This is a genomic window from Oceaniserpentilla sp. 4NH20-0058 (assembly GCF_040371755.1).
GTDB lineage: Bacteria > Pseudomonadota > Gammaproteobacteria > Pseudomonadales > Oceanobacteraceae > Bermanella.
Map to the genome: position 1 here is coordinate 87,557 of NZ_BAABWE010000007.1, position 23,143 is coordinate 110,699.

General features: G+C 39.8%; 18 protein-coding genes. 13 read left to right on the plus strand and 5 right to left on the minus strand.

The genetic code is table 11. From position 1 onward, the window contains the following. Window positions 1-31: 31 nt before the first annotated feature. The 4 genes from ABWV45_RS10535 to ABWV45_RS10550 all read right to left on the minus strand — a co-directional run bounded on the left by ABWV45_RS10535 (window position 32) and on the right by ABWV45_RS10550 (window position 3,795). Complete coding sequence (locus ABWV45_RS10535) at window positions 32-490, minus strand: hypothetical protein (RefSeq protein ID WP_353351408.1); 459 nt, start codon at window positions 488-490, stop codon at window positions 32-34. Next, window positions 477-1,685, minus strand: a complete 1,209-nt coding sequence (locus ABWV45_RS10540; protein ID WP_353351410.1) for a transglycosylase SLT domain-containing protein — start codon at window positions 1,683-1,685, stop codon at window positions 477-479. The genes ABWV45_RS10535 and ABWV45_RS10540 overlap by 14 nt, the downstream gene beginning before the upstream one ends. A gap of 146 nt (window positions 1,686-1,831) precedes the next feature. Then, complete coding sequence (locus tag ABWV45_RS10545) at window positions 1,832-3,079, minus strand: ABC transporter substrate-binding protein (protein WP_353351412.1); 1,248 nt, start codon at window positions 3,077-3,079, stop codon at window positions 1,832-1,834. 122 nt (window positions 3,080-3,201) lie between these two features. Continuing rightward, window positions 3,202-3,795: a DUF416 family protein gene (locus ABWV45_RS10550; RefSeq protein ID WP_353351414.1), complete on the minus strand. Its 594-nt coding sequence runs from the start codon at window positions 3,793-3,795 to the stop codon at window positions 3,202-3,204. A gap of 256 nt (window positions 3,796-4,051) precedes the next feature. Between ABWV45_RS10550 and ABWV45_RS10555 the strand changes: the two genes are divergently transcribed. From ABWV45_RS10555 to ABWV45_RS10570, 4 genes are all read left to right on the plus strand, one after another. After that, entirely contained in the window at window positions 4,052-4,723 is a 672-nt protein-coding gene (locus ABWV45_RS10555; protein ID WP_353351416.1) for a YEATS-associated helix-containing protein, read from the plus strand. A 49-nt stretch (window positions 4,724-4,772) separates the two neighbouring features. Continuing rightward, complete coding sequence (locus tag ABWV45_RS10560) at window positions 4,773-7,448, plus strand: VWA domain-containing protein (RefSeq protein ID WP_353351418.1); 2,676 nt, start codon at window positions 4,773-4,775, stop codon at window positions 7,446-7,448. A 447-nt stretch (window positions 7,449-7,895) separates the two neighbouring features. Further along, the gene (locus ABWV45_RS10565) at window positions 7,896-8,732 is read left to right on the plus strand and encodes an AAA family ATPase (protein WP_353351420.1); all 837 of its coding nucleotides are present in this window, start codon (window positions 7,896-7,898) and stop codon (window positions 8,730-8,732) included. A gap of 5 nt (window positions 8,733-8,737) precedes the next feature. Beyond that, window positions 8,738-9,922: a vWA domain-containing protein gene (locus ABWV45_RS10570; RefSeq protein ID WP_353351422.1), complete on the plus strand. Its 1,185-nt coding sequence runs from the start codon at window positions 8,738-8,740 to the stop codon at window positions 9,920-9,922. A gap of 375 nt (window positions 9,923-10,297) precedes the next feature. On the opposite strand, the gene ABWV45_RS10575 is transcribed toward ABWV45_RS10570, so the two are convergent. Then, window positions 10,298-11,197: an alpha/beta hydrolase gene (locus tag ABWV45_RS10575; protein ID WP_353351424.1), complete on the minus strand. Its 900-nt coding sequence runs from the start codon at window positions 11,195-11,197 to the stop codon at window positions 10,298-10,300. Between the two features lie 267 nt (window positions 11,198-11,464). On the opposite strand from ABWV45_RS10575, the gene ABWV45_RS10580 reads away from it, so the two are divergent. The 9 genes from ABWV45_RS10580 to ABWV45_RS10620 all read left to right on the plus strand — a co-directional run bounded on the left by ABWV45_RS10580 (window position 11,465) and on the right by ABWV45_RS10620 (window position 23,100). Continuing rightward, the gene (locus tag ABWV45_RS10580; RefSeq protein ID WP_353351426.1) at window positions 11,465-13,147 is read left to right on the plus strand and encodes an AMP-binding protein; all 1,683 of its coding nucleotides are present in this window, start codon (window positions 11,465-11,467) and stop codon (window positions 13,145-13,147) included. A gap of 36 nt (window positions 13,148-13,183) precedes the next feature. Next, a complete protein-coding gene (gene hrpA / locus ABWV45_RS10585; protein ID WP_353351428.1) occupies window positions 13,184-17,125 on the plus strand; it encodes an ATP-dependent RNA helicase HrpA in 3,942 nt (1,313 codons plus the stop codon). Window positions 17,126-17,308: 183 nt separating this feature from the next. Continuing rightward, the gene (locus ABWV45_RS10590; RefSeq protein WP_353351430.1) at window positions 17,309-18,430 is read left to right on the plus strand and encodes a beta-ketoacyl-ACP synthase III; all 1,122 of its coding nucleotides are present in this window, start codon (window positions 17,309-17,311) and stop codon (window positions 18,428-18,430) included. A 146-nt stretch (window positions 18,431-18,576) separates the two neighbouring features. Beyond that, the gene (locus tag ABWV45_RS10595) at window positions 18,577-18,897 is read left to right on the plus strand and encodes an HvfA family oxazolone/thioamide-modified RiPP metallophore (RefSeq protein ID WP_353351432.1); all 321 of its coding nucleotides are present in this window, start codon (window positions 18,577-18,579) and stop codon (window positions 18,895-18,897) included. Window positions 18,898-18,914: 17 nt separating this feature from the next. Continuing rightward, complete coding sequence (locus ABWV45_RS10600; RefSeq protein ID WP_353351434.1) at window positions 18,915-19,727, plus strand: HvfB family MNIO-type RiPP peptide maturase; 813 nt, start codon at window positions 18,915-18,917, stop codon at window positions 19,725-19,727. Next, on the plus strand, window positions 19,720-20,454 hold the full coding sequence (locus ABWV45_RS10605) for an HvfC family RiPP maturation protein (protein WP_353351436.1): 735 nt from the start codon (window positions 19,720-19,722) through the stop codon (window positions 20,452-20,454). Before ABWV45_RS10600 ends, ABWV45_RS10605 begins: the two co-directional genes overlap by 8 nt. Before the next feature lie 2 nt (window positions 20,455-20,456). Beyond that, window positions 20,457-21,059, plus strand: coding sequence for an HvfX family Cu-binding RiPP maturation protein (locus tag ABWV45_RS10610; RefSeq protein ID WP_353351438.1), 603 nt, complete (start codon window positions 20,457-20,459; stop codon window positions 21,057-21,059). Between the two features lie 294 nt (window positions 21,060-21,353). Next, the gene (locus tag ABWV45_RS10615; RefSeq protein WP_353351440.1) at window positions 21,354-22,244 is read left to right on the plus strand and encodes a porin; all 891 of its coding nucleotides are present in this window, start codon (window positions 21,354-21,356) and stop codon (window positions 22,242-22,244) included. A gap of 130 nt (window positions 22,245-22,374) precedes the next feature. After that, window positions 22,375-23,100, plus strand: a complete 726-nt coding sequence (locus ABWV45_RS10620; protein ID WP_353351441.1) for an MlaA family lipoprotein — start codon at window positions 22,375-22,377, stop codon at window positions 23,098-23,100. Window positions 23,101-23,143: the final 43 nt, after the last annotated feature.

Sequence of the window (23,143 nt, forward strand, 5' to 3'; positions counted from 1 at the left end):
TATAGATGAATCAATTGAGATATAAGCACATCTATCTTTCGTCTCGGGAAATAGAAAGCGGGTAACTTGGCATCCAAGCAACCGGCGTTACTTTAATGGTTACTTGCTCTTCGCTTAGTCCAAATTTTGGCAAGTTGTGCTGAAACTGAACATCCATTTTATGATCTTGTAAAACACCGGCTCTTTGAATTGAGGCAATAATTTTATTGGCGACTAATATATTAATCGTGAACGCTACCCATGCTTTTTCAAATGGACCTTGTTGCGTATTTTCTAATGAGAATTGACCTTTAAAAATAGGTGCAAACCCAGTTTCATCAATTACCTTATTTAATTGAGAAAGGGACAGCGTGATATTATGAATGTCACGGTAATGAAAACGTTTTTCAACATCAGATGCTGAGCCTGTGAAAAACTGATCCTCTTCTTGTTCGATACAACCAAACAAGAATGGGATTAAAACGAAAAATAGACTTTTACAGTTGACCATAAGTTTTTTGTAAGCTCAGTACTTTATTGACGTATTCACGGGTTTCAGCACTGGGCATCTGACGAATGAGTTTTCTTAAAACATCATTAGATGACATGCGGTTAATGGAACTAGTGGCTTTATTGATTTTGCTTTGTCCGGTTAGAGTGCGCATAACACTGCTTAACCCCGCATTATAAGCGGCTATGGCACAGTATAATCTTGTGTTGGAGTCACGAATGTTTTTAAGGTAGCGGTAATACAATATGTGAACATAAGCCGCTCCAATTTGAACGTTCTTTTTAGGGTTGTACAGATAGTTTGGTGAAAGTACTTGTTGTTTTTTAAATAACAGGTGAGTAGCGTCTTTACCTGCAGTATGAGGAACAATTTGCATTAACCCGAAAGCAGGGATTTGAGATCGAGCTAATGGATTAAACGAGCTTTCAGCATGAATTATGGCAAATACCAGTGATGGCGGTAGGTTATAAGATTTAGCGTATTCGTATATGAATGGTTTATAGCGCTTTGCTTTCATGCGAATACGCTTTTCAGGCAACGGGACTATATAAGTTGTGCGATTATTAAAAGCGAATGCAAGTTTGAGAGAAGCCACTGCAGGATAACGAATGTAGGCCGACTTTGTTAACTTTTTCGCCATACGCTCCACCGTTTTTATCGTAGGGCGTTCGTCTTGAAATAATTCTGAGAGTATTAAGTCTTTACCTAAAGAGCCGAGGTCTTGCGCATAACGAATACCTGAGAGTTGTTCCATTTTTGTGTTGATTGGATCTTTGCCTATGGCTGTATTTAAATCCATAGCTAATAAAGATCGAACCGTTTTGAACAAGTTGTCTTGCATAGTGCGGTAATCATAATTTTTACCCTTTCTAATGCTTGGCATGGTAATTTGAATTTCATTGGCCTTGAAATCAATGGCTTGTTTTTCTTGGTAGTTATCGCTGTAAAGGATTAACCTTGTTTTACTGCTGATTTCAGCGTCCGGCCAGTAGGTTCTCAACTTAGATCGATACTCGGTTAATGCCAGTTTGAAGTTTGCTTTCAACTCTTGTTCGGATAGTTTGGTATCCGACACAGATTCCTCGTTATCAGTCCCTTGTTGTTGATAGCCTTTTGGAATAACTTGCAATGCTTCACTACTGGCAATAGGAATTAGCAAGAAACTCATTAATAAAACTGGGATAATTAGAGTCATAATCTCACGCATTTAAAAGTCATACTATTAAGCTAGTTATGATGACGAATGGAAGCAAAAAAAAAGGCTGCTTGTAAGCAAATGATATAAGGAACAAACAACTCTTTGTGATTCGGTTTGCACTATTAACCACTAAAAAATTAAGGTTATTTTTCTAGCTTATATCTTATTAATAATGCCTGATAGGCTGGGCTCTTTAAGTACTTTTTCAAGTAACGATTAAAGTCACTCAAAACTTGCTCAGAGGCTGGATGTGCTTTAAGCATGCTAATGTGCAGTGGCTTGCTTTCTAGGGTGATAGTGGATACTTGCAAACCTTGTTTTAACGCGTCATTTTGCTCGATATAAAATTGCCCAACGGTTTTATCCAATAAAGCAAAATCCAGTGATTGATTGATTAGTTCTCTAAATAAAGTTGGGTAACTCGTAAAATATTGGCGGTTAGGGTACTGAGTAATGTGATGACTGTAGGCATAATCATCCATAATCCCTAGAGAACCTTTTAGAGCTAAGGTCTGTTTCAGGTTTTTGGTATTTAAATATTTTGAAGAGTGTGAAATAGCCACAATGGTGTTGGTAAAATATGGCTGGCTGAAGTTTAAGTATTTCTCTCGCTTTTTTGATTTCCATATGGCTAGGTTGACATCAAATTCACCTGATTTCATGCCCTCTATTACTCGTTTCCATGGTGCGAACACGGTTTTTACGTGATATCCAGCAGATTCTAAAACAGCCGATACCAGCTCCACACTTAGCCCCTGCCCTGGTAGTCCCCTTCCAATAAACGGAGGCCATTGCAAGCCAGCCAAGGTTAAATCCTTTATTTTTTCAGGGTACTCATTACAGACTTTAGCCAAAGTACGTTTAAGCCCTAACCGGTTAATTTTTTCGGCGTAATCATCTCTAAAGGTCTTTAGTAGGCTTAAATCTTCAAAGGCCGCATCATAAATTAACCAAGCTTGATCCACTTTGTTGAGTCGAAGGGTGATGAGTTTTGATTCATTATTTTTTGAGAGCTTTATATCATAGGCAAGTTTTGTACGGTTTTCGTTATACACTTCTGATTGAAATCCCCAAGTGTCTGGTTGCCATTGAATTAAGGCGAGCATTTGTAAATGACTAAATTGCCTAGGGAAGCAATCTAAAAATTGCTTCTTTTGTTTCATGCTTGAGCGTTTCCAGTGTTCACCCAGAATCAGCTGAGACATTCTAAGGTGGTCAATATGAGGGTTAATATAACGATCAATAAGTGCAATTAATTGGCTTTCCTTTTGATTATCGCTGGTTTGGATTTCCGTCATGAGAGATGTGATTGATTGTTTAATGGGATCAATCGGCTCAGCATGCGAGCTTAAGGCTAATAGCAATAACAGAAATATCCGAACTCCACTCATTGAGACCTTCGCTAATTAATTGGAATCATTAGCTTAAAGATAGCAGAGTGGAGTCAAGTCACTAGAATGAACAAAGATTTGAAGTTGAGGACCAAAGGAGCGCACTGCGCTCCTTGAAAGGGTTATTCGTCTAAACAGATGCCTAGCTGGCTAACACCTTGCCCCTTACTTAGTGGAATCATCTTTTTGATGATGTCAGCATGGCTGGTGTTTTGGCTTATCAACTGGTAAACCTCCTGTTCAAAATCGAATTGTCTCAGCCATAACTCACTTTTTTCGACTTCAATTCCTTGAATTTCAAGTACTTCCTTAAGTCGCGAGTGAACCATGGTTTGTATGTTTGTGGCATCTAATATGCTGTTATCAAGCACACTTTGCAGGCAACTTTGTAAGTTCACCATGGTGTCCATGGCTGGGTAGGCACCAAAGTTTTCAAAAACTTCTGGGTCAGGGATGAGCTCAGCCATGATTTCTAGCTGATTCTCCATATTTTTTAGGCTCGTCAATTGACCTCTTAAGTACTCCCAGACTTTATTGAGAATTTTTCTGCTTTGGTCAAATTGACTAGTTTGGTCTTCAATCTCACAAAATAATTGAAAATTAGGCATACTGCGTTCGCATAATGCGGTACAAAAAGATAGCTGTTGCCAGTGATTTAGCGCGTTTAAATCCATAGTAACTCCGACTCGAATCAGCCAAGTATACCTTAAACCCATGAAAACCTGCTTATCTATGTCTGTTCAAGAAGTTGAGAGATAAATAAATGGCGTATTTGGTCTTACCCGTATAAAGCCGTAATAAGTCATTGTTTTTTGCGCATTTGAAAAATCCGTCTAGTTTTATAAAAGGGATACAGATTTAGCAGTACTGTAATTAACACAGTAAATAAGGGTGATCCTAAGCATAGGTTTAATGAAATCAGGCTTAGACTGTTAAATCATTAGAGCTAGCTCTAATGGATGAGAGGTAGAAATGGCTAATCATATATTCATTTTGGCAACCGTGATGCTGTTAGCTGGCATTTTTGGTGGCCTCGTAAACTACTACATGTATGGCGATCACGATCCAGATGCCACCAGCTTACCTCGTTGTTTAGTGGTCGGCATAGGTGCTGCCTTTTTAGTACCTGTGATTTTAGATCTGGTAAACAGCGAACTTATTTTAGAGACCCAAGGTGACCCATCAAGGCTGCTTATTTTCACTGGCTTTTGTTTGATTTCAGCCATTGCCAGTCGATTCTTTATAACCAATATGTCAGATCGAATTTTAGATGCGGCTCGTCAAGCACGTGAGCAATCTGACAGTGTTCATCATGATTTACGCATCATCAAAAACGAATTATTGCCTCTTATTGATACTGAAACAGAGCAGGATTTAGAGCCAGATGAAGAACCCGTAATCATGGATTACAGCGAAGAACTGGATGTAACCAGTTCAAAAGCGCTGAAAATGTTATCAACTGGGCGGTATATTTTTCGTTCTTTAGCTGGATTGTGCCGTGAGTCTAACAACGATGAAGCTACCATGCTTCAAACACTAGGCGTGCTGGTTTCTCGAAGTTTAGCTGGCAAAGTGAGTGGTAAAAATGGTGTGCGCTGGCACATCACAGAGAAAGGTCGCCGCGTATTGGAGAGCCAAATGTAATTTGGTTTTTGATGAGTTTTCACGGACGAGTATTAGGAAATAACCGATAATGATTTACCCATTCAGACAGCCATTGATGATTGTCGGTTTATTTTTAACCTTATCGTATATTAATGTCGTTATTGCAAATACAGCTGGTTCAGCTTCTATTGACACCCAGATAGATGGGCTAACGCTACCTGAGTCAGCTCAAAGCACGATTATTCCAACCAATAAAGCCACTGATATCCGTGTTCTAGTTGATATATCAGGCTCAATGAAACAAAACGATCCTGAAAATTTAAGAATACCTGCTTTAAATCTCATCGTTGAAATGATTCCACAAGGTGCAAGAGCCGGAGTGTGGACGTTTGGGCAATGGGTCAACATGTTAATACCTCCTGCCACTGTTGATGATGCATGGCGAAAAAATGCTAAAAATAGCGCTCAAAAAATCAATTCTTATGGGTTAAGAACTAATATTGGCGAAGCCATGGAAAAGGCTACTTGGTTACTTGAAACGCAAGGGGACTACGAACAGCATGCCATATTATTAACCGATGGATTAGTAGATATAGCGGATGATTCAGACCCTCAGAAACAGAAAAAAAATGAGCAAGAACGCCAAAGAATCTCAACGGAAATATTAAAGCGTTATGAAGAGTTAGGTGTCAAAATTCACAGTATTGGTTTATCTAAAAATGCCGATAAAGTATTGCTAGACAAATTAGCACTGGCAACTGATGGCACCAGTGTTGTTGTTAGTTCTGCACAAGAACTGGTTAAAGCGTTTTTAAAAGCATTTGAAAAAGCAGCCCCAGAAGTGGCTGAGCAAGTACCTTTGTCGAGTGACAATACCTTTGAAATAGATAGCAGTGTCGAAGAGTTTACCGCCTTAGTATTTCGTAAAGCGGGCTCTAACCCGATGCAATTAAAAACACCGGATGGCAAGGTGATTAGTCAAATCAAAGGTGCCGAGAATGCCCGTTGGTTTGGAGAGGCGGTATATGATTTGGTAACCGTCACTAACCCGCAACCCGGAAAATGGGAAGTGGATGCAGAGCTTGACCCTGATAATCGAATAACAGTGGTTAGCGATTTGAAAATGGACATCGCCAATTTACCCAACGCATTGTTTCCGGGCCAACAAATCGACTTCGAAGTTTATCTTCATGAAAAAGGTAAGGTGATTACAAACCCAGACTTTCTTAAGTTAATGACAATAGAAATGACCATGACAGCCGAATCCGGTAGAAGCGGCACGAAAGTAATTAGCGATCCAAGTTCGCCACCAAATGATGGGCGCTACAAGGAAAGTATTTCAAGGTTATCACAAGAAGGTCAGTACGAATTAAAAATTGAAGTAGATGGCAAAACCTTTAAACGTATGCGCAAAGATTACATTCAAGTGCGACAACCTATTGGTTTTGAAATTAGAAAATCACAAACGGCTAAAAACCAAGCCTATGCCGTTCGAGTCATCCCTCAGGTAGCGGATATAGAAGTATCTAGAACACGGGTAATCGCAAAATTAAAAGGCCCAGATCAATCATCCATCATTCAAGCTATGCCATGGATAGAAGAAGGGGTTTGGGAAGCCATCATCGAGCCGTCTAAAGGTCCAGGTGAATATGAGATAGCCATTAACATCAAAGGAAAAATGGGAGAGGATCAGGAATTTAGAGTGAAACCTGACCCAATTAAACTCCAGTTTCCAATTTCAGACGATTTTACCCATAAGTATTTAACACAGCATAATGAGCAAGAAATAAAACCTGAATCGCCTGAAGAAGCTGATACACAACAAGATGCAGTTGTTGACGAGGCAGAACAAGAGGAAAAAGCCACTGAATCAATTGAACCTGAAGAACAACCGGCTGAGCCTGTCATGCCTGATTTAGCCAATAAAATTGATCAGCAACCAGAGTTAAATGCCCCTGAAATTGTTGCACCAAAAGGGGAGGAGGATGTATTAACAGATGAACAAAAAGCAGCGCTAGAGCCAATACCTTACTGGCTATATGCTGCAATACCCATCTCTATGTTGGTATTTGGTGTTGTTGGCTTTTTAATATATCGAAAATTAACCAGTAAGAAGCAAGCAGCAGCCGCACAACCAGAGCCAGAAACAAAAGAATCAACAGCGGATGTTAGTTTGAATGACGGCTTGGATGACGAAGACTTCGATGAAGACTTTGATCTAAGTGGCGATGATGACGAAGAAATGCCAATTGCCATTGGAGGAGATGATTTAGGTGATGACGATGGCACAAGTGAAGAGCCTGAGCCGCTTCCAGAGTTGGACGACTTAGATGATTCCGACATGGATGATTTAGAGCCTGCACCTATTGCGGAACCTGTAGCGGATGATATTCCAGACTTTGATGAAAATTTTGATATCGAAAATACAGATGTTAAAGAAAAGATTGAAAGCACAGATGATACGGCAAGTGCCATTGATGAATTAGACAGTGTATTAGATAACTTATCTGATGAAGACGAAGAAAACATACCACAATTAGACGAGGCTGTGGGTGATGAGTTTGATATTGGATCGGAGGCAGAGCCACTTGACCCAGCTGAGAATGATGTAGAGTCAAATGCCGAGGCAGATATTGATCTTCCAGTTAACGAAGACGAACAAGAGGGCGATAACGCAATAGATGAAGCACTCGCAAACTTAGAAAGTGAGTTAGATGATATTGATGTAGATGCCTTGATGGACGATGACAAAAAAGAAGAATAATCACAGATAAATTTATGCAAGTGGTCATTTAGGCGGTTAGTTGGGTTTAAAAACAAAGGCATCAAACTAGGTGGGCTACAATATTCAATTTACTACAGAATTAACGGAAACCTTTATAAAAGAAAAACCGACGATTTAGCATGAAGATATAGGGGGAGGCTTCATCTGCAAATAAGTTATCTTCAGTTAGGTTTTCTCGAATTGATACAACCTCTCTTACTTTAAAGCAGCTAACAGTAGACTAGAGCATCAGCCTCTAAATTCCTTTCCTGCCATTACCCTTTATTCATAAATTCATTGTTCAAGAGCCATTTTTTGACTAAAAAACAATCAAATAATGGCTTTATTGTCGATAGAAAGCCTATACCCGTACTAACTCATGGGTGAAAACTCGCCCTTACTGAGTTACCATGTTACGCACTTAAAACAGTAAAATTGAGTCAGAATATGAAGTTTACAGGTACTAAAGAATATGTTGCCACGGCTGAGCTACAAATGGCCGTTAATGCTGCCATTACCTTACAGCGTCCGCTATTAATCAAAGGTGAACCGGGTACAGGTAAAACCATGCTGGCTGAGCAGTTGGCAGAGGCACTTGGAACACCACTTATTCAATGGCATATAAAATCTACAACCAAAGCCCACCAAGGTTTATATGAATACGATGCTGTATCTCGTTTACGTGATTCTCAGCTAGGTAATGAGTCAGTAAAAGATATTTCTAACTACATTAAAAAAGGCAAGCTTTGGGAAGCCTTCAGTGGTGAAAAACCACCTATTTTATTGATCGATGAAATTGATAAAGCAGATATCGAATTCCCTAACGATTTATTATTAGAACTAGATAAAATGGAATTCTTCGTATACGAAACCCAAGAGCGTATCGTAGCGAAACATCGCCCAATTATTATTATCACTTCAAATAACGAAAAAGAGCTACCTGATGCGTTTTTACGTCGCTGCTTCTTCCACTATATTGATTTCCCAGATAAAGACACCATGCAAAAAATTGTGGATGTTCATTTCCCGGATATCAAAAAATCATTATTAGCTGAAGCCATGGACGTGTTTTTCGATTTACGTAAAGTGCCAGGTCTTAAAAAGAAACCGTCTACATCTGAATTGGTTGACTGGTTGAAACTGTTACTAGCAGATGACGTTGATCCTGAAGTATTGCGTAGTAAACAAACAGCCATACCACCTTTGTATGGTGCCATGGTTAAAAACGAGCAAGATGTTGAACTGCTACAAAAATTAGCATTCATGTCTCGTCGTAAAGGCTAAATATTATGTTAATTGATTATTTCCAAACCATGCGCGAGTATCGAGTGCCTTGCTCGATTCGTGAATACTTGGACCTCATCAATGCCATTAAGCATCATATCGCGTTTGCTGATCTTGATGATTTTTATCAAATAAGCCGAGTATGTTTGGTTAAAGATGAGCGTCACTTTGACAAATTTGATAAAGCATTTACCCATTACTTTAAAGGCATCGACCGTTTAGATGAAATCCTGACCAGTGCCAAAGGCATTCCGGAAGAATGGATGAAGTCTGAATTTGAGCGCATGTTTAGTAAAGAAGAAATGGAAGCCATTGAATCCCAAGGCGGGTTTGATGAGCTGATGAAGAAATTTCGTGAGCGCTTAGAAGAGCAAGAAAAACGTCATCGCGGTGGTAATAAAATGATTGGCACGGGTGGTACATCGCCATTCGGTGCTGATGGTTATAACCCTGAAGGTATGCGTGTTGATCAGGGTCGTAGTCGCCATAAAAAAGCGATTAAGGTTTGGGAACAACGTAATTATAAAAACTTAGATGATGATGTTGAACTTGGTATTCGTAATATCAAAGTGGCATTACGTCGATTGCGTAAATTTGCACGTCAGGGAGCTGCTGAAGAGTTGGACCTTGACGATACCATTTCATCAACAGCAAATAATGCAGGTTTTCTGGATATTAAGTTAGTACCAGAGCGCCATAATGCAGTGAAAGTTTTGTTGTTCTTTGATATTGGTGGCACCATGGATCCGTTTGTTCGTATTTGCGAAGAGTTATTTTCAGCTGCAAAAACCGAATTTAAACACATGGAGACCTTTTATTTTCATAATTGCTTGTATGAAAGTGTATGGAAAGATAATCGTCGTCGACAAAACGAACGCACACAAACTTGGGATATTTTGCGTAAATTCACTAAGGACTATAAAGTGATATTTATCGGTGATGGCATGATGGCACCATATGAAGTAACCCATGTAGGTGGCAGTGTTGAACACTGGAATGACGAGCCAGGTTCTGTTTGGTTGAAGCGAATGAAAGAACATTTTTCTAAGGTTGTGTGGTTAAATCCAGTGCCTGATAGCCAATGGGGTTGGAGTGGATCTTTAAATGCAATCAAAGATTTAATGGAAGATGATATGTACCCGTTAACTATTAATGGTTTAGAAGACGCTATGCGTGAACTAAGTCGATAAATCGGTACATTCATTTTATTTAAAAGGGAGCTTAGCTCCCTTTTTTTATGCCTAAAATATAATCCCCTTAAAAGACCGACTGCTAACGACCAATGAACTATATCTAATATTTGAGCCAAAATGGGTCTCGACGCTACTTTTTCAATTCAGGACTTTTATAATAAAAAAGGATCAAATCTTTACAGGTGAATACATGTACTTTTCTGTTTACCGCATTTAAGTTGTGCAGTTGAATAAGAAGAATTTAAATTCGATATTGATAATCTAAAGGAAGTGGAACGTAGATAATTTTTTGAGTGTTCAGTAGCGTTAGCTTTATAAAAAACAGGCATACTTTGGTATGCCTGCTAATTTAAGTTAAGAATTAAAAATGTTTTAATGTGAATCTATCCAGCTAATTAAATCTTTATAGACCTCATCTCGGTTAGTCTCATTAAGCATTTCATGGCGGCCACCTTCGTAGATTTTTAACGATACTTGGGTTTGCCCTGCTTCTTTATAAGCTTTTGATAATAAATACAAGCCTTTACCATTTGCTCCAACAGGGTCTTTATCACCACCAAAAATATAGATTGGTAGATCGTCTTGAATTTTTTTATAGCCCTCTTCAGCGTAAAGATTAATTAGGCCTGAAAATAAATCCAACCAAAGTTGAATCTTGCAGTCAAATCCACAGCGAGGATCATCAATGGTGATATCAACAATTGATTCATCGCGGGTAAGCCAATCAAATTCAGTGCGGATTGGTTTGAACGCATTATTGAATGCTTCAAATGATAAATATTGTAATAGTCGGCTTACTTTAAGGGGGGTTAAGCGAAATCGCTCAATTTTAGCGATAACATTACCGGATTTAAGTAAACTAGCTGGTTGAAAGTTCGTGCCAGAGAGTATCAGTCCAGCAACTCTTTCAGGTTGGGTACTCATGTACGACTGAGCAACGAATGAACCCATACTGTGGCCGAGTAAGAAATAGGGCTTATCATCCGTAATACTCTGACGGACAAAATCCACATCTTGTAATACTTTATTCCAACCATCTTTAGCACTAAATATGCCAAGCTCGTCTTCGCTAAGGTTGTTGCCATGCCCCCTATGATTGTGAGCCACAACGGCATATCCAGCCTCAACTAGGGCGCACGCAATTTCATTGTAGCGTTCAGCATGCTCGGCCATACCGTGTAAGATATGAATCCAAGCTTTAGCATCAGGCTTTGCCCAGACAAAAGTTTGGATGATATGTCCATCTTGGGCTGTTAAATTACGGTATTCCATAAATTTTCCTAGCTTTAGTAATGGCTACAAATGACCCTGTTATTTTATTTTAAGTGGTACATTTGTATTGATTAAGTGACTGAATTTATTCGTTTTTATTCAAATTATTGGGATTAATGTTATGGGAATATCAATACCATTAATAGCAGTTGTTTTAGGCTTTGCTGCCGATTATAAACCTGATAGTCTCAGTTGCACCTAAATTATTCTATATTTAAGTAAATAATAACCATAATAATAACTATCCTATTGAGTGATGGAGCCGGAATGAACGATACATTTTTCAGTGATCAATACCCAAAAGGGTTACCAGCAATGGTGAATATCGACAAGTATAAAAACGTTGTCGAAGTATTTAATAAAAGTGTAAAGAAATTTGCTGATCGCCCAGCTTTCACAGCTTTGGGTCAAACCCTCTCTTATGCTGATATTGATCGTTTATCTGCAGATTTTGCCGCGTATTTACAAAACAATACTGGCTTGCAAAAAGGTGATCGTATTGCTGTTCAGCTTCCTAACTTATTGCAATACCCCATTGTTGTGTTTGGCGCAATGCGTGCGGGATTGGTTGTAGTCAATACGAACCCACTATATACCGAACGTGAAATGGAGCACCAGTTTAACGATTCAGGTGCAAAAGCATTGGTTGTACTTGCACAAATGGCAGGTAAGGCATCCCGTGTTGTGCCTAAGACGCAAATTGAAACGGTTATCGTCACTCAAGCGGGGGATTTGTGTAGCCCAATTAAGCGTACACTTGTTAACTTTGTAATAAAAAATATACGTAAAGAAGTGGAGCCGTATATTATACCGGGCCATGTTAAATTATTAGATACACTAAAAGCGGGAGCTAAAAGTTCTTATAAACATGTGGATACAGAGCCAGAAGATATCTGTGTTCTTCAATACACGGGAGGGACAACAGGGGTAGCAAAAGGCGCCATGCTAACCAATCGCAATATCGTTGCTAACATGAGTCAAGCACATCCTCTATTTATGATGGGTCTAAACCCAGATGGTGGCACCGAATCTAAAATCGTAATTGCCCCATTACCGCTTTATCATATCTACGCCTTTACTGCTAACTGTATGGTGATTATGGAAACCGGTAATCACAACGTTTTAATTCCTAATCCTCGTGATCTGCCTGGATTTATTAAAGAGCTTAAAAAGTGGAAGTTTAATGGTTTTCTTGGCTTAAACACGTTATTTGTAGGTCTATGCAATAACCCTGATTTTCGTGCGTTAGATTTCTCAAATCTACAGCTGACCATTTCTGGTGGTATGGCGTTAACTAAGAGTGCAGCAGATACTTGGAAAGAAGTAACTGGTTGTGAAATCAATGAAGGCTATGGTATGACAGAGACATCACCAATTGCTTCTTTTAATCCCCCGGGGCATGCGCAATTAGGCACCATTGGCTTACCTGTTTCAAACACACTGTGTAAAGTAATTGATGAAGACGGTACCGACTTGCCATTAGGTGAGGCTGGAGAACTTTGTGTGAAAGGCCCGCAAGTCATGAAAGGTTATTGGCAGCGTCCTGAAGCAACTGCTGAAACCATTACAGAGGATGGCTGGCTAAAAACGGGCGATATGGCTGTGATTCTTGAAAACGGCTACATGAAAATTGTAGACCGTAAAAAAGACATGATCATAGTCTCTGGCTTCAATGTTTATCCAAATGAAATTGAAGAAGTGGTGTCTAGCCATCCTGATATCATTGAATGCGCGGCTGTAGGCATGCCAGATGAAATATCAGGTGAGCAAGTGAAGGTTTTTGCGGTTAAATCTAACTCGTCTGTCACCGAAAAGGATGTACGTGAATACTGCCGTGAGCGACTAACTGCGTATAAAGTGCCCAAAATGGTTGAGTTCCGTGATGAATTACCTAAGACCAATGTTGGTAAGATTTTACGACGTGAACTGCGTGATGAAGAAACTGCCTAGTTTCGTCTAAAACACGTATAATACTAGCGCCCTCAAATGAGGGCGTTTTGCATTTATAAAGTACGAGTTTTATCTGTGGTCAATGACATCGCACAACTAGAGCAACTAATTTCACAAAGCATGATTGCCCAGCGTTTTGGCTTTCATCGTCAATTGTCGCAAATCAAAAAGCGTCTTCATCAAAAACAACCGGTTGATCAATCGGTTGAAAAGCTCCAATCTCAAGTGATTAAAAGTTGTGAGAGAGCACAACAGCGTGGCCTGAATTTAAGTGCTATTGATTTTGATGACGCCTTACCTATTAGTCAAAAGCGTGATGAAATTGCAAAAGCGATCCAAGATAACCAAGTCGTAGTCATTGCTGGTGAAACCGGCTCGGGTAAAACGACCCAAATTCCTAAAATATGTTTGGAATTGGGTTTGGCCCAATACGGCACAATTGCCCATACTCAACCAAGGCGAATCGCGGCTCGCTCAGTGGCCCAGCGCATTGCACAAGAAGTGAAGGTTCCACTTGGTGAAGAAGTGGGGTATCAAATCCGCTTTAACGACCAAAGCTCTGATCAAACGTTAGTAAAGTTGATGACGGACGGTATTTTATTGGCCGAAACTCAAAATGATCGCTTTTTAAACAAATACCAAGTTATTATCATTGATGAGGCCCATGAGCGCAGTTTGAATATCGATTTTTTACTGGGGTATTTGAAGCAGCTTCTTCCAAAGCGCCCGGATTTGAAAGTCATCATAACGTCCGCAACCATTGATCTTGAGCGTTTTTCCAGTCATTTTGACGGTGCACCTGTGATTCAAGTATCGGGGCGAACGTTTCCTGTGGAAGTACGCTATCGACCACTTATTGATTTAGACAGTGACGGAGAAGAAAAGGAAGGGGATCTCTACCAAGGTATTATAGATGCGGTTGAAGAGTTAGCACTTGAAGACTCTAGGCGTGGACAAATTGGCGATGTATTAATCTTCTTAAGTGGTGAACGTGAAATTCGTGAAGCGGCGCTTGAGCTTAAAAAGGCCAATTTAAAGAACAGCGAAATTCTTCCATTGTATGCGCGCTTGAATAGCTCTGATCAAAACAAAATTTTCAATCCCACTGGCGGCTCGCGGCGTATTATTTTATCTACTAACGTGGCAGAAACATCACTGACCGTACCCGGTATTCGTTATGTGATTGACAGCGGTGTTGCAAGAATCAGTCGATACAGCTATCGCAGTAAAGTACAGCGTTTACCTATTGAGGCAATCTCTCAGGCCAGCGCAAATCAGCGAAAAGGGCGTTGTGGGCGAGTGAGTGAAGGTGTGTGTGTTCGTCTATTTAGTGAAGAGGATTTTAACGCACGACCAGAATTCTCAGATCCAGAAATACAACGTACAAATTTGGCAGCTGTTATATTACAAATGTTGTCCTTACGCTTAGGTGATGTCAGCGAATTTCCATTTGTAGATGCCCCTGATAACCGATTTATCAAAGACGGTTATAACTTACTCAAAGAATTAGGAGCGGTAAGTAAAGACAATCAGATCAATGCAGTGGGGCGAGCACTTTCTAAATTACCTGTAGACCCTCGAATTGCCCGCATGTTGTTTGAAGCCAATAAACGACAGGCTCTACAAGAAACTTTAATCATTGCTGCGGCTTTAAGTATACAAGATCCAAGAGAGCGACCGCCCGAAAAACAACAACAAGCGGATCAAAAGCACGCTGAATTTCGCCATGAAGAAAGTGACTTTTTAACCTTATTAAGCATTTGGAATAGCTTTGAAGAACAAAGACAGGCCCTATCCAATAATCAACTTCGCCAATTTTGTAAAAAACACTTTTTGAATTATATGCGTATGCGCGAATGGCGTGACGTGCATTATCAATTGCGTATTCAATGCAAAGATTTGAAATTTGAAGAAAACAAACAACCTGCCAGTTATCCAGCGATACATCAGGCCATTTTATCTGGTTTCTTAGGCTTTATTGGACAGAAAACGGATGAAGGTGATTATTTAGGTGCCCGAAACAGGCGTTTTATGCTTTTTCCAGGCAGTGGTATCTTCAAAAAACGTCCAAAATGGGTGGTCTCAGCGGAGATGGTTGAAACCTCTCGTTTATATGCGCGTATGAATGCACGTATAGACCCTGAATGGCTTGAGCCATTAGCAAAATCTTTAGTTAAGCGTAAATACTTAGAACCTTATTGGTCAATCAAGCGCGGACAAGTCATGGCCTATGAACAGGTCAGCTTATATGGATTAGTGATTATTCCAAAACGTAACGTGGGTTACGCTAAAGTTGATCCGCAAGTAAGCCATGAAATATTTATTCGAGAAGCGCTTGTTCAACAACAAATAAAAAGTAAAGCGTCATTCTTAGCTTATAACCAAGCACTTATTAAAGAAGTAGAAGAGCTTGAAGAAAAGAGCCGCCGTCGAGATATTGTGGTTGATGAAGAACGTTTGTTTCAGTTTTATTTAGAGAGGGTGCCCTCTGATATTAGTGATACTGCCAGCTTTGAGGCATGGTTGAAAAACCAACCAAAAGAGCTTCTGCAGCTTAAAAAGTCCTATTTGATGCAACACGGGGCTGAAAACGTAACAGAAGCTCAGTTTCCTGATCACTTTACCTACGGCAGTGTGGTTTATCCTTTAACTTATCGTTTTGAACCTAACCACTTAGAAGATGGTGTCAGTGTTTTGGTGCCGGTAACCATGTTGAAGCAATTGCCAATCAGTCGATTGCAATGGTTAGTACCGGGGATGTTAAAAGATAAAGTGATTGCTTTGTTAAAAGGGCTGAATAAAAGTATTCGTAAACAATTAGTCCCTGTACCAGATTTTGCGGATGGTTTTTTAGCTAAACATCATTCAAGTGACGAATCACTCAATGATGTACTGGCGCAATATATTTATCAGCAAAAACGCATAACTATTGAATTGCCAGACTGGAACCTTGATCAACTAGATGATCATTACAAAATGAATATCCAAGTTATCGGACAAGGTGGAAAGCGCATTACCCAAGGACGTGATTGGCATTCTTTAATTGATGAAGTTGGTGAACAGGCCGAACAAGTTAGCCAAGATACCTCTAATGATTTCGAGCGGCAGGGCATTACTTGTTGGGACTTAAACGGGTTGCCAAATGAATACGCCATTGAGCAATCAGGTATCCAAGTAACCCTGTTTCCAGCATTGATTGATGAGGGCGACAGCGTCAGCTTGAAGTTATTATCGCGCAAAGATGAAGCTAGTTATCAATCACGTTTAGGTGTCATAAAACTATTGCAGCTTGAATTGTCCGATCAAGTGAAATGGTTACATAAAGAGACGCAAAAACGTCTTGTACAAGAGATGATTTATTTTGGGCATATCGGTAATAAGGCTCAGTTATTAGAGGCAGTCGCTCATCGAGTGTTTGCCTTAGGGTTTCCAATGGAGTCTATTCCAACGGATGAAGCCCAGTATTTAGCCTTAAAAGAACAGGGGCGGGGCGAAATTGCTGATACCTTTGAGAAGACTATTCCATTAATTAAGCAATTGCTTCAGTCTTATCATCAATTAAATAAAAAAATGAAAAAGCAAAACCAGTTGGCTTTTGCCATGGCCGTTGGCGACATCAAAAAACAAATTAATAACTTGATGCCGTCGGGTTTTTTAGCTTATACACCATATGAGTGGTTGAAGCAGTACCCTAAATATCTAAATGCAATGATGTCTCGTTTAGATAAATTACAAGGGAATATCCAAAAAGACAGATTGATGCAATTGAAGATTAGCCCATGGCAAGAGCAATACGATGAATTGGTTACTCAGTTACCGGCTAATGTCGGTTGTTTCGCACCAGTGCAACAACTAAGGTGGATGATAGAAGAGTATAGAGTATCGTTATTTGCTCAAGAACTAGGAACCACAATACCAGTATCCGATAAGCGCTGGAAGGCACAGATGGTGCTGGCAAAAGCCAGTATTCAGCAATAATTCGGGCCTCAATGAGTTAAAACAGTGTGTTCATTGAGTGTAATATATTTAGGTGAATTCCTGTTCATATCATGGGTGGCATATCACACAGGTTTCGATTATAGTTTTGCGTTCTTGGCTAATATCAAACCAAGGGAAATGGGTTGTAGCAAAAGTTAACAGATCTTTTCGAAGGGGAACAAAGTGAAACAAGTTGTCATCAGTGGTACTGGTTTATATACCCCAGCACAATCTATTTCAAATGACGAATTAGTAGGTGCCTTTAATAGTTACGTAGAAACCTTCAATAAACAAAATGCTAGCGAAATAGAAGCTGGAACGGTAACTGAGCTTGTCCCTAGTAGTAGTGCGTTTATTGAAAAAGCATCAGGCATTAAAAGCCGCTATGTAACAAATAAAGAAGGTATCTTAGATACCGAGCGGATGAAGCCTTTCATCCCTGAGCGAACAAATGATGAAAACTCCATTCAATGCGAAATGGCGATTAAAGCGGCGAAACAAGCACTAGAGCAATCCGGGAAAACAGTAGACGACGTTGATGCAGTTATCATGGCATGTTCAAACTTGCAACGTGCTTATCCCGCTGTGGCAGTAGAAGTACAAACGGCATTGGGCATCAAAGGCTTTGCCTACGACATGAACGTAGCTTGCAGTAGTGCTACGTTTGGTATTCAAGCTGCTACTAATGCCATCCAAACCGGTTCTGCTAAATGTGTATTAATGGTTAACCCTGAGATTTGCACGGCCCACATGAATTTCTGTGATCGCGATAGCCATTTCATATTTGGAGATGCATGTACCGCTGTCATCATAGAAGACGCTGATTTGGCAACAAGCGAGCACCAATTCAAAGTACTGGGTACCAAGCTTCAAACCGTTTTTTCAAATAATATTCGTAATAATTTTGGCTTTTTAAATCGCTGTGATGACGATAGCGTTGGAACGCCAGATAAGTTATTTATTCAAAATGGTCGTAAAGTATTTAAAGAAGTTTGTCCAATGGTGGCTGAGCAAATCACCCATCACTTGGAAGAGTTATCGGTATCGACGGATGACTTATCTCGTATGTGGCTGCACCAAGCCAACTTGAACATGAATTCACTGATTTCTAAGCGTGTATTAGGCCGTGAAGCCACAGAGCAAGAAGCGCCAGTTATCTTGGATCGTTATGCCAACACCAGTTCAGCAGGTTCAATTATTGCTTATCATCTGCACAAAGAGGACTTAGTCGCTGGGCAAAAAGGGGTGATCTGTAGCTTTGGCGGCGGATACTCCATCGGCAGTGTGGTAATTGAGAAACAATAAAATTAGACCTGATTTGCCAAATTTAAAAAAGAGGCCGAGAGTCTCTTTTTTTTGTTTTGAAATGAACTATCTTGTTCCTTCCTGCTCAAACAGGCATGAAGATAGAGCCACTATTTTCAAAAACTAACTATATGAGGGATTAACCCATGGCAAAATCACATAGCAAACCTTTAGCAATGGCACTGGGTGCTACTTTAGCGGCTTCTATGGCAACGTCTGCATTAGCAGCTGAAAATCCATTTACGTCACAAACTCTTGAGTCTGGCTATAAAGTAATGGCTGAAGGCAAATGCGGTGAAGGTAAGTGTGGTGAAAGCAAAGCTGATAAAGAAGGCAAGTGCGGTGAAGGGAAATGTGGCGAAAGCAAAGCCGATAAAGAAGGTAAGTGCGGTGAAGGCAAGTGCGGTGAAAGCAAAACCGAAAAAGAAGGTAAGTGTGGCGAAGGCAAATGTGGCGCTAAGTCTTAAGATATAAGGAAGCGACCATGGAGATTTCAGGTTCTGGTTTAGGGTTACGTCGTGGCATGCTAGAAGAGATGTCGAAATTAACACCCGAGCAGGTGGATTTCTTTGAAATAGCACCAGAGAATTGGATGAATCTTGGTGGTCGCTTTGGTAAAGCGTTTAGATCATTAACTGAACGCTTTCCTTTTGCTTGTCATGGCTTATCGCTATCCATTGGAAGTTCTGATCCTTTAGATGTTGAGTTTGTAAAAGCAGTAAAAGCCTTTATGGATGAACATCAGATTCAAACGTATTCCGAGCATTTAAGTTATTGCTCACATAATGGTCATATGTATGACCTAATGCCCATCCCTTTTACACAAGATGCCATTGATCATGTGATATCTCGTATTAAAGTGGTTCAAGACATTCTTGAACGACCATTAATATTAGAAAACGTATCTACTTACGCTAAATTTGGTGACATGAGCGAGTTAGCGTTTACCCAAGAGGTAGTTCAGCATTCAGGCTGTAAGCTATTACTGGATGTGAACAACGTATATGTAAACAGCATTAATCACCAGTATGATCCTGTTGCATTTATATCCTCGCTACCTTCAACGGCAATAAATTATATTCACATTGCCGGTCATTTTGATGAGGCAGATGATTTAAAAGTGGATACCCATGGAGCACCAATAAAAGACGATGTTTGGTCGTTATTAAAGCTTGCATACGAGTGTCATGGTGTGAAGCCCACTTTGCTAGAACGGGACTTCAACTTTCCACCTATCTCTGAATTACTTGATGAGATCAATCAGGTCAAAGCCAAGCAAGAGGTGGTTTATGCCTGAGACTAATTATAAAGATACTCAGCAGGAATTCACCGATGCCATTCGGTCACCTGAACAAGGGTCCATAGACGGGATTGAAGAGCGCCGGTTAGCGGTTTATCGCGAGTTATTCATAAATAATGTTGAAAGTTTTATAACAGGTACTTTTCCTGTTTTAAAAGAGTGTCTTAATCAGAAAACGTGGTCAAACATGGTTCGACGTTTTTTTGTAGAGCATAAATGCACAAGCCCGTATTTTTTAGAAATCAGTGAAGAGTTTTTAGAGTTTCTTGGTGAAGATGAAGGCAATACTCTAGATTTACCTGATTATGCTTACTCCTTAGCTCATTGGGAATGGATGGAGTTATTTGCAGATGCCTACGTAGAGCAGAAGCCTTTCATTTTAACCCCCATAAATTTAGATCACGATTGCCTTACAACAGTTGAGTGTGCTTGGTTGCAAGCCTATGAATTTCCAGTTCATACAATAGGAGCCAATCAAACGGTGGAGCAAGCGCCGACATTCTTATTGGTGTATCGAGATCAATCTCAAGAAGTGAATTTCATTGAGCTTAACCCTTTAAGTTATTTATTGTTTCAAGCCCTGCAAAACAATCAATTAAATACGATTAAAGGCTTGGTGCATGATATAAGCCAAGCCAACGGCATACCTGCCGAGCAATTAATGACCGGTGCTATGGAAATCATAGGTCACTGGGCAGACTTACAACTCATTCAAAAAGTTTAATCATGAATATACCCGCACTTTTTTCTTTTATTGATAAAGCATCATCTCGTCTTACACATTTAGATTTCATCCCATTATTAGCATTAAGACTATATTTAGTCCCCGTATTTTGGGTGGCAGGTATGAATAAATTAAATGATATGGACTCCGTAATTAGCTGGTTTGGTAACAGTGAATGGGGTTTAGGTTTACCGTTTCCAGAATTACTAGCGTGGTTAGCTACCTTAACAGAATTGGGGGCCGCCATATTGCTTGTGGTTGGCTTGGCGGTGCGTTGGATCAGTATTCCTTTAATTATTACTATGCTGGTGGCTATTTTCGCAGTGCATTGGCCTAATGGTTGGCAAGCAGTGGCGGACCCGCAATCACCGTTTGCATCTCAGGACATTGAGGACGTGATAAATCGATTAGGTTTTGCCCGTGATATTTTAAAAGAACATGGTAATTATGCATGGTTGACTGAGCGTGGCAGCATTGTCATTAGTAACAATGGTATTGAATGGGCAACTACTTACCTAATTATGTGTTTAGTATTACTTACCAATGGCGGAGGGCGTTACTTGAGCTTGGATTATTACATTAAAAAAGCTTGTAATAAGCCCTAGATTATCAACTTTAAAGCACGTGTTTTTAGTTAATTTCTTGCAAAATGCGTGTTCCACTCCCCAAAAAGCCTTTATATCTTTGATTTAATGTCAAATTTAGGCAATTAAATGTGTGAAAAACGGTTTGATTGTCTATATTTTATTCAAAGGGAGAGATTGGCAGTTTATATCGTTTCCTTTACACAAAAAATTCATCAATCTGTCATATAAGTGAAAGAATGTAACATAACTGTCATAAAGTGTTTGTAACATAACTGTCACTTAATACAGTAAGAAAACAATAAGGTGATAACGATGAAAAAGCCCCTAATTGCTGCTGCGATCTCTATGGCCCTTGCCGCTAACGCTCAAGCAGAGACTCAGTTTTACGGTAAAATGAATGTTTCTTTTAACTATCTAGATACAGACCCGCAATTCAGTATAGGAAGTCATGCAAGCCGCTTAGGTGTTAAAGGTTCAGAAGACTTAGGAACTACAAAAGTCATTTATCAGGCTGAATATGAAACGGATATTGATGGTGATGGTACCGTTTTCAAGCAACGTGATTCATTTGTGGGTTTACAATATGCCGGTTTTGGTAGTATTAAAATGGGTATAATGGATACCCCGCTTAAAAAGTCTCAGGGTAAATTTGATTTATTTAACGATGTAGTGGATATCAAAAATGTATTAGGCGGTGAAAAACGCCTTGGTAATAGCCTTAATTACACCACTGAAAAATTTGGTGCACTACAAGCTTCTGTGTCATACGTTATGATGGAAGATAATACAGGCGTTGCTGATGATGGTATCTCTGCAAGCTTAACCTTTAAGCAAGATAATATTTATGCGGCAGTAGCGATGGATAGTAAGACAGAAGATGCTGATACTTCTACTATTCGCGGTACTGTTATAGTTAAATCAGGTGACTTAACATTCGGTGCGTTAGTTAATAATGTTGATGCCTCTGATACTACGGATGACGAGTTAGGTTTTGCTGTAAATGCAGCTATGAAAATGGGTTCAAATACTGCAAAAGTACAGTTTGTATCAGGTGATCAGCAAGCGGCGGGAGCAACTAATATCTCTGTGGGTGTGGATCATAAGATGGCAAAAACCACTAAAGCATATGTATATTTAAATCAGTTTGATTCTGATGCTAGTGATCAAATGGCCGTTACTTTTGGTTTAGAGCACAAATTCTAACCTTTAGTCTTTTAAAAATGCCTCTCACTGCAAAGTGGGGGGCTTTTTTTGTTTCTGGATATAAGCGCTTAGATTGAGTTTCACTGGGACTCTTGTTTTAATGTGGCTGCTAAATATTTCGGTAATATCTATGAATCGTCTATCATTTTACTTTTTACTCAGTTGCGCTTTATTTTTTGTAATCAATCCAGCTTCTGCTAATGAAGCTGACCCTTGGGAAAACTGGAACCGCAAAGTTTTCCAGTTTAACGAAACCGTGGATTACTACAGTGCCAAACCACTGGCACAAGCCTACCGAAATGTCACACCGCAAGTGGTAGACGACGCCATTACCAATGTATTTAGTAACCTTGGTGAACCGTTTGTTATGGTGAATAATCTAGCCCAAGGTAAGTTTATAGACGCGCTGTCGGATGCCGGTCGGTTTATTGTTAATAGTACCGTAGGTGTTTTAGGTATATTTGATGTGGCGCGTCACTTAGGAATGCCCAAGCATAATGAAGATATTGGGCAAACCCTTGCTTTTTGGGGGGTAGAATCAGGCCCATACATTGTATTGCCTGTTTTAGGGCCAAGCACCATCAGAGATGCCTCTGGTTTTGCCATTGAAATTGCGGCATTTGACATGATTGATCCACAATCTCAGTCACTAGAGAATACTGAGCTTTATTATTCGTCAGTGTTCATTGAATATTTAGATATCCGTGCGGACATCATTCCGGCTGAAGGGATTATCAGTGGGGATAAATACAGCTTCTTGCGTACTCTATACCTTCAGCGAAGAGAGTTTCTGATAAACGATGGTCAAGTTAAGGATGAGTTTGGTGAGTTTGATGAAGAATTTGACGACTTCTAGTAAGTGTAAAATTACTCGCCAAGTATAATCTCTTGGCGAGAGG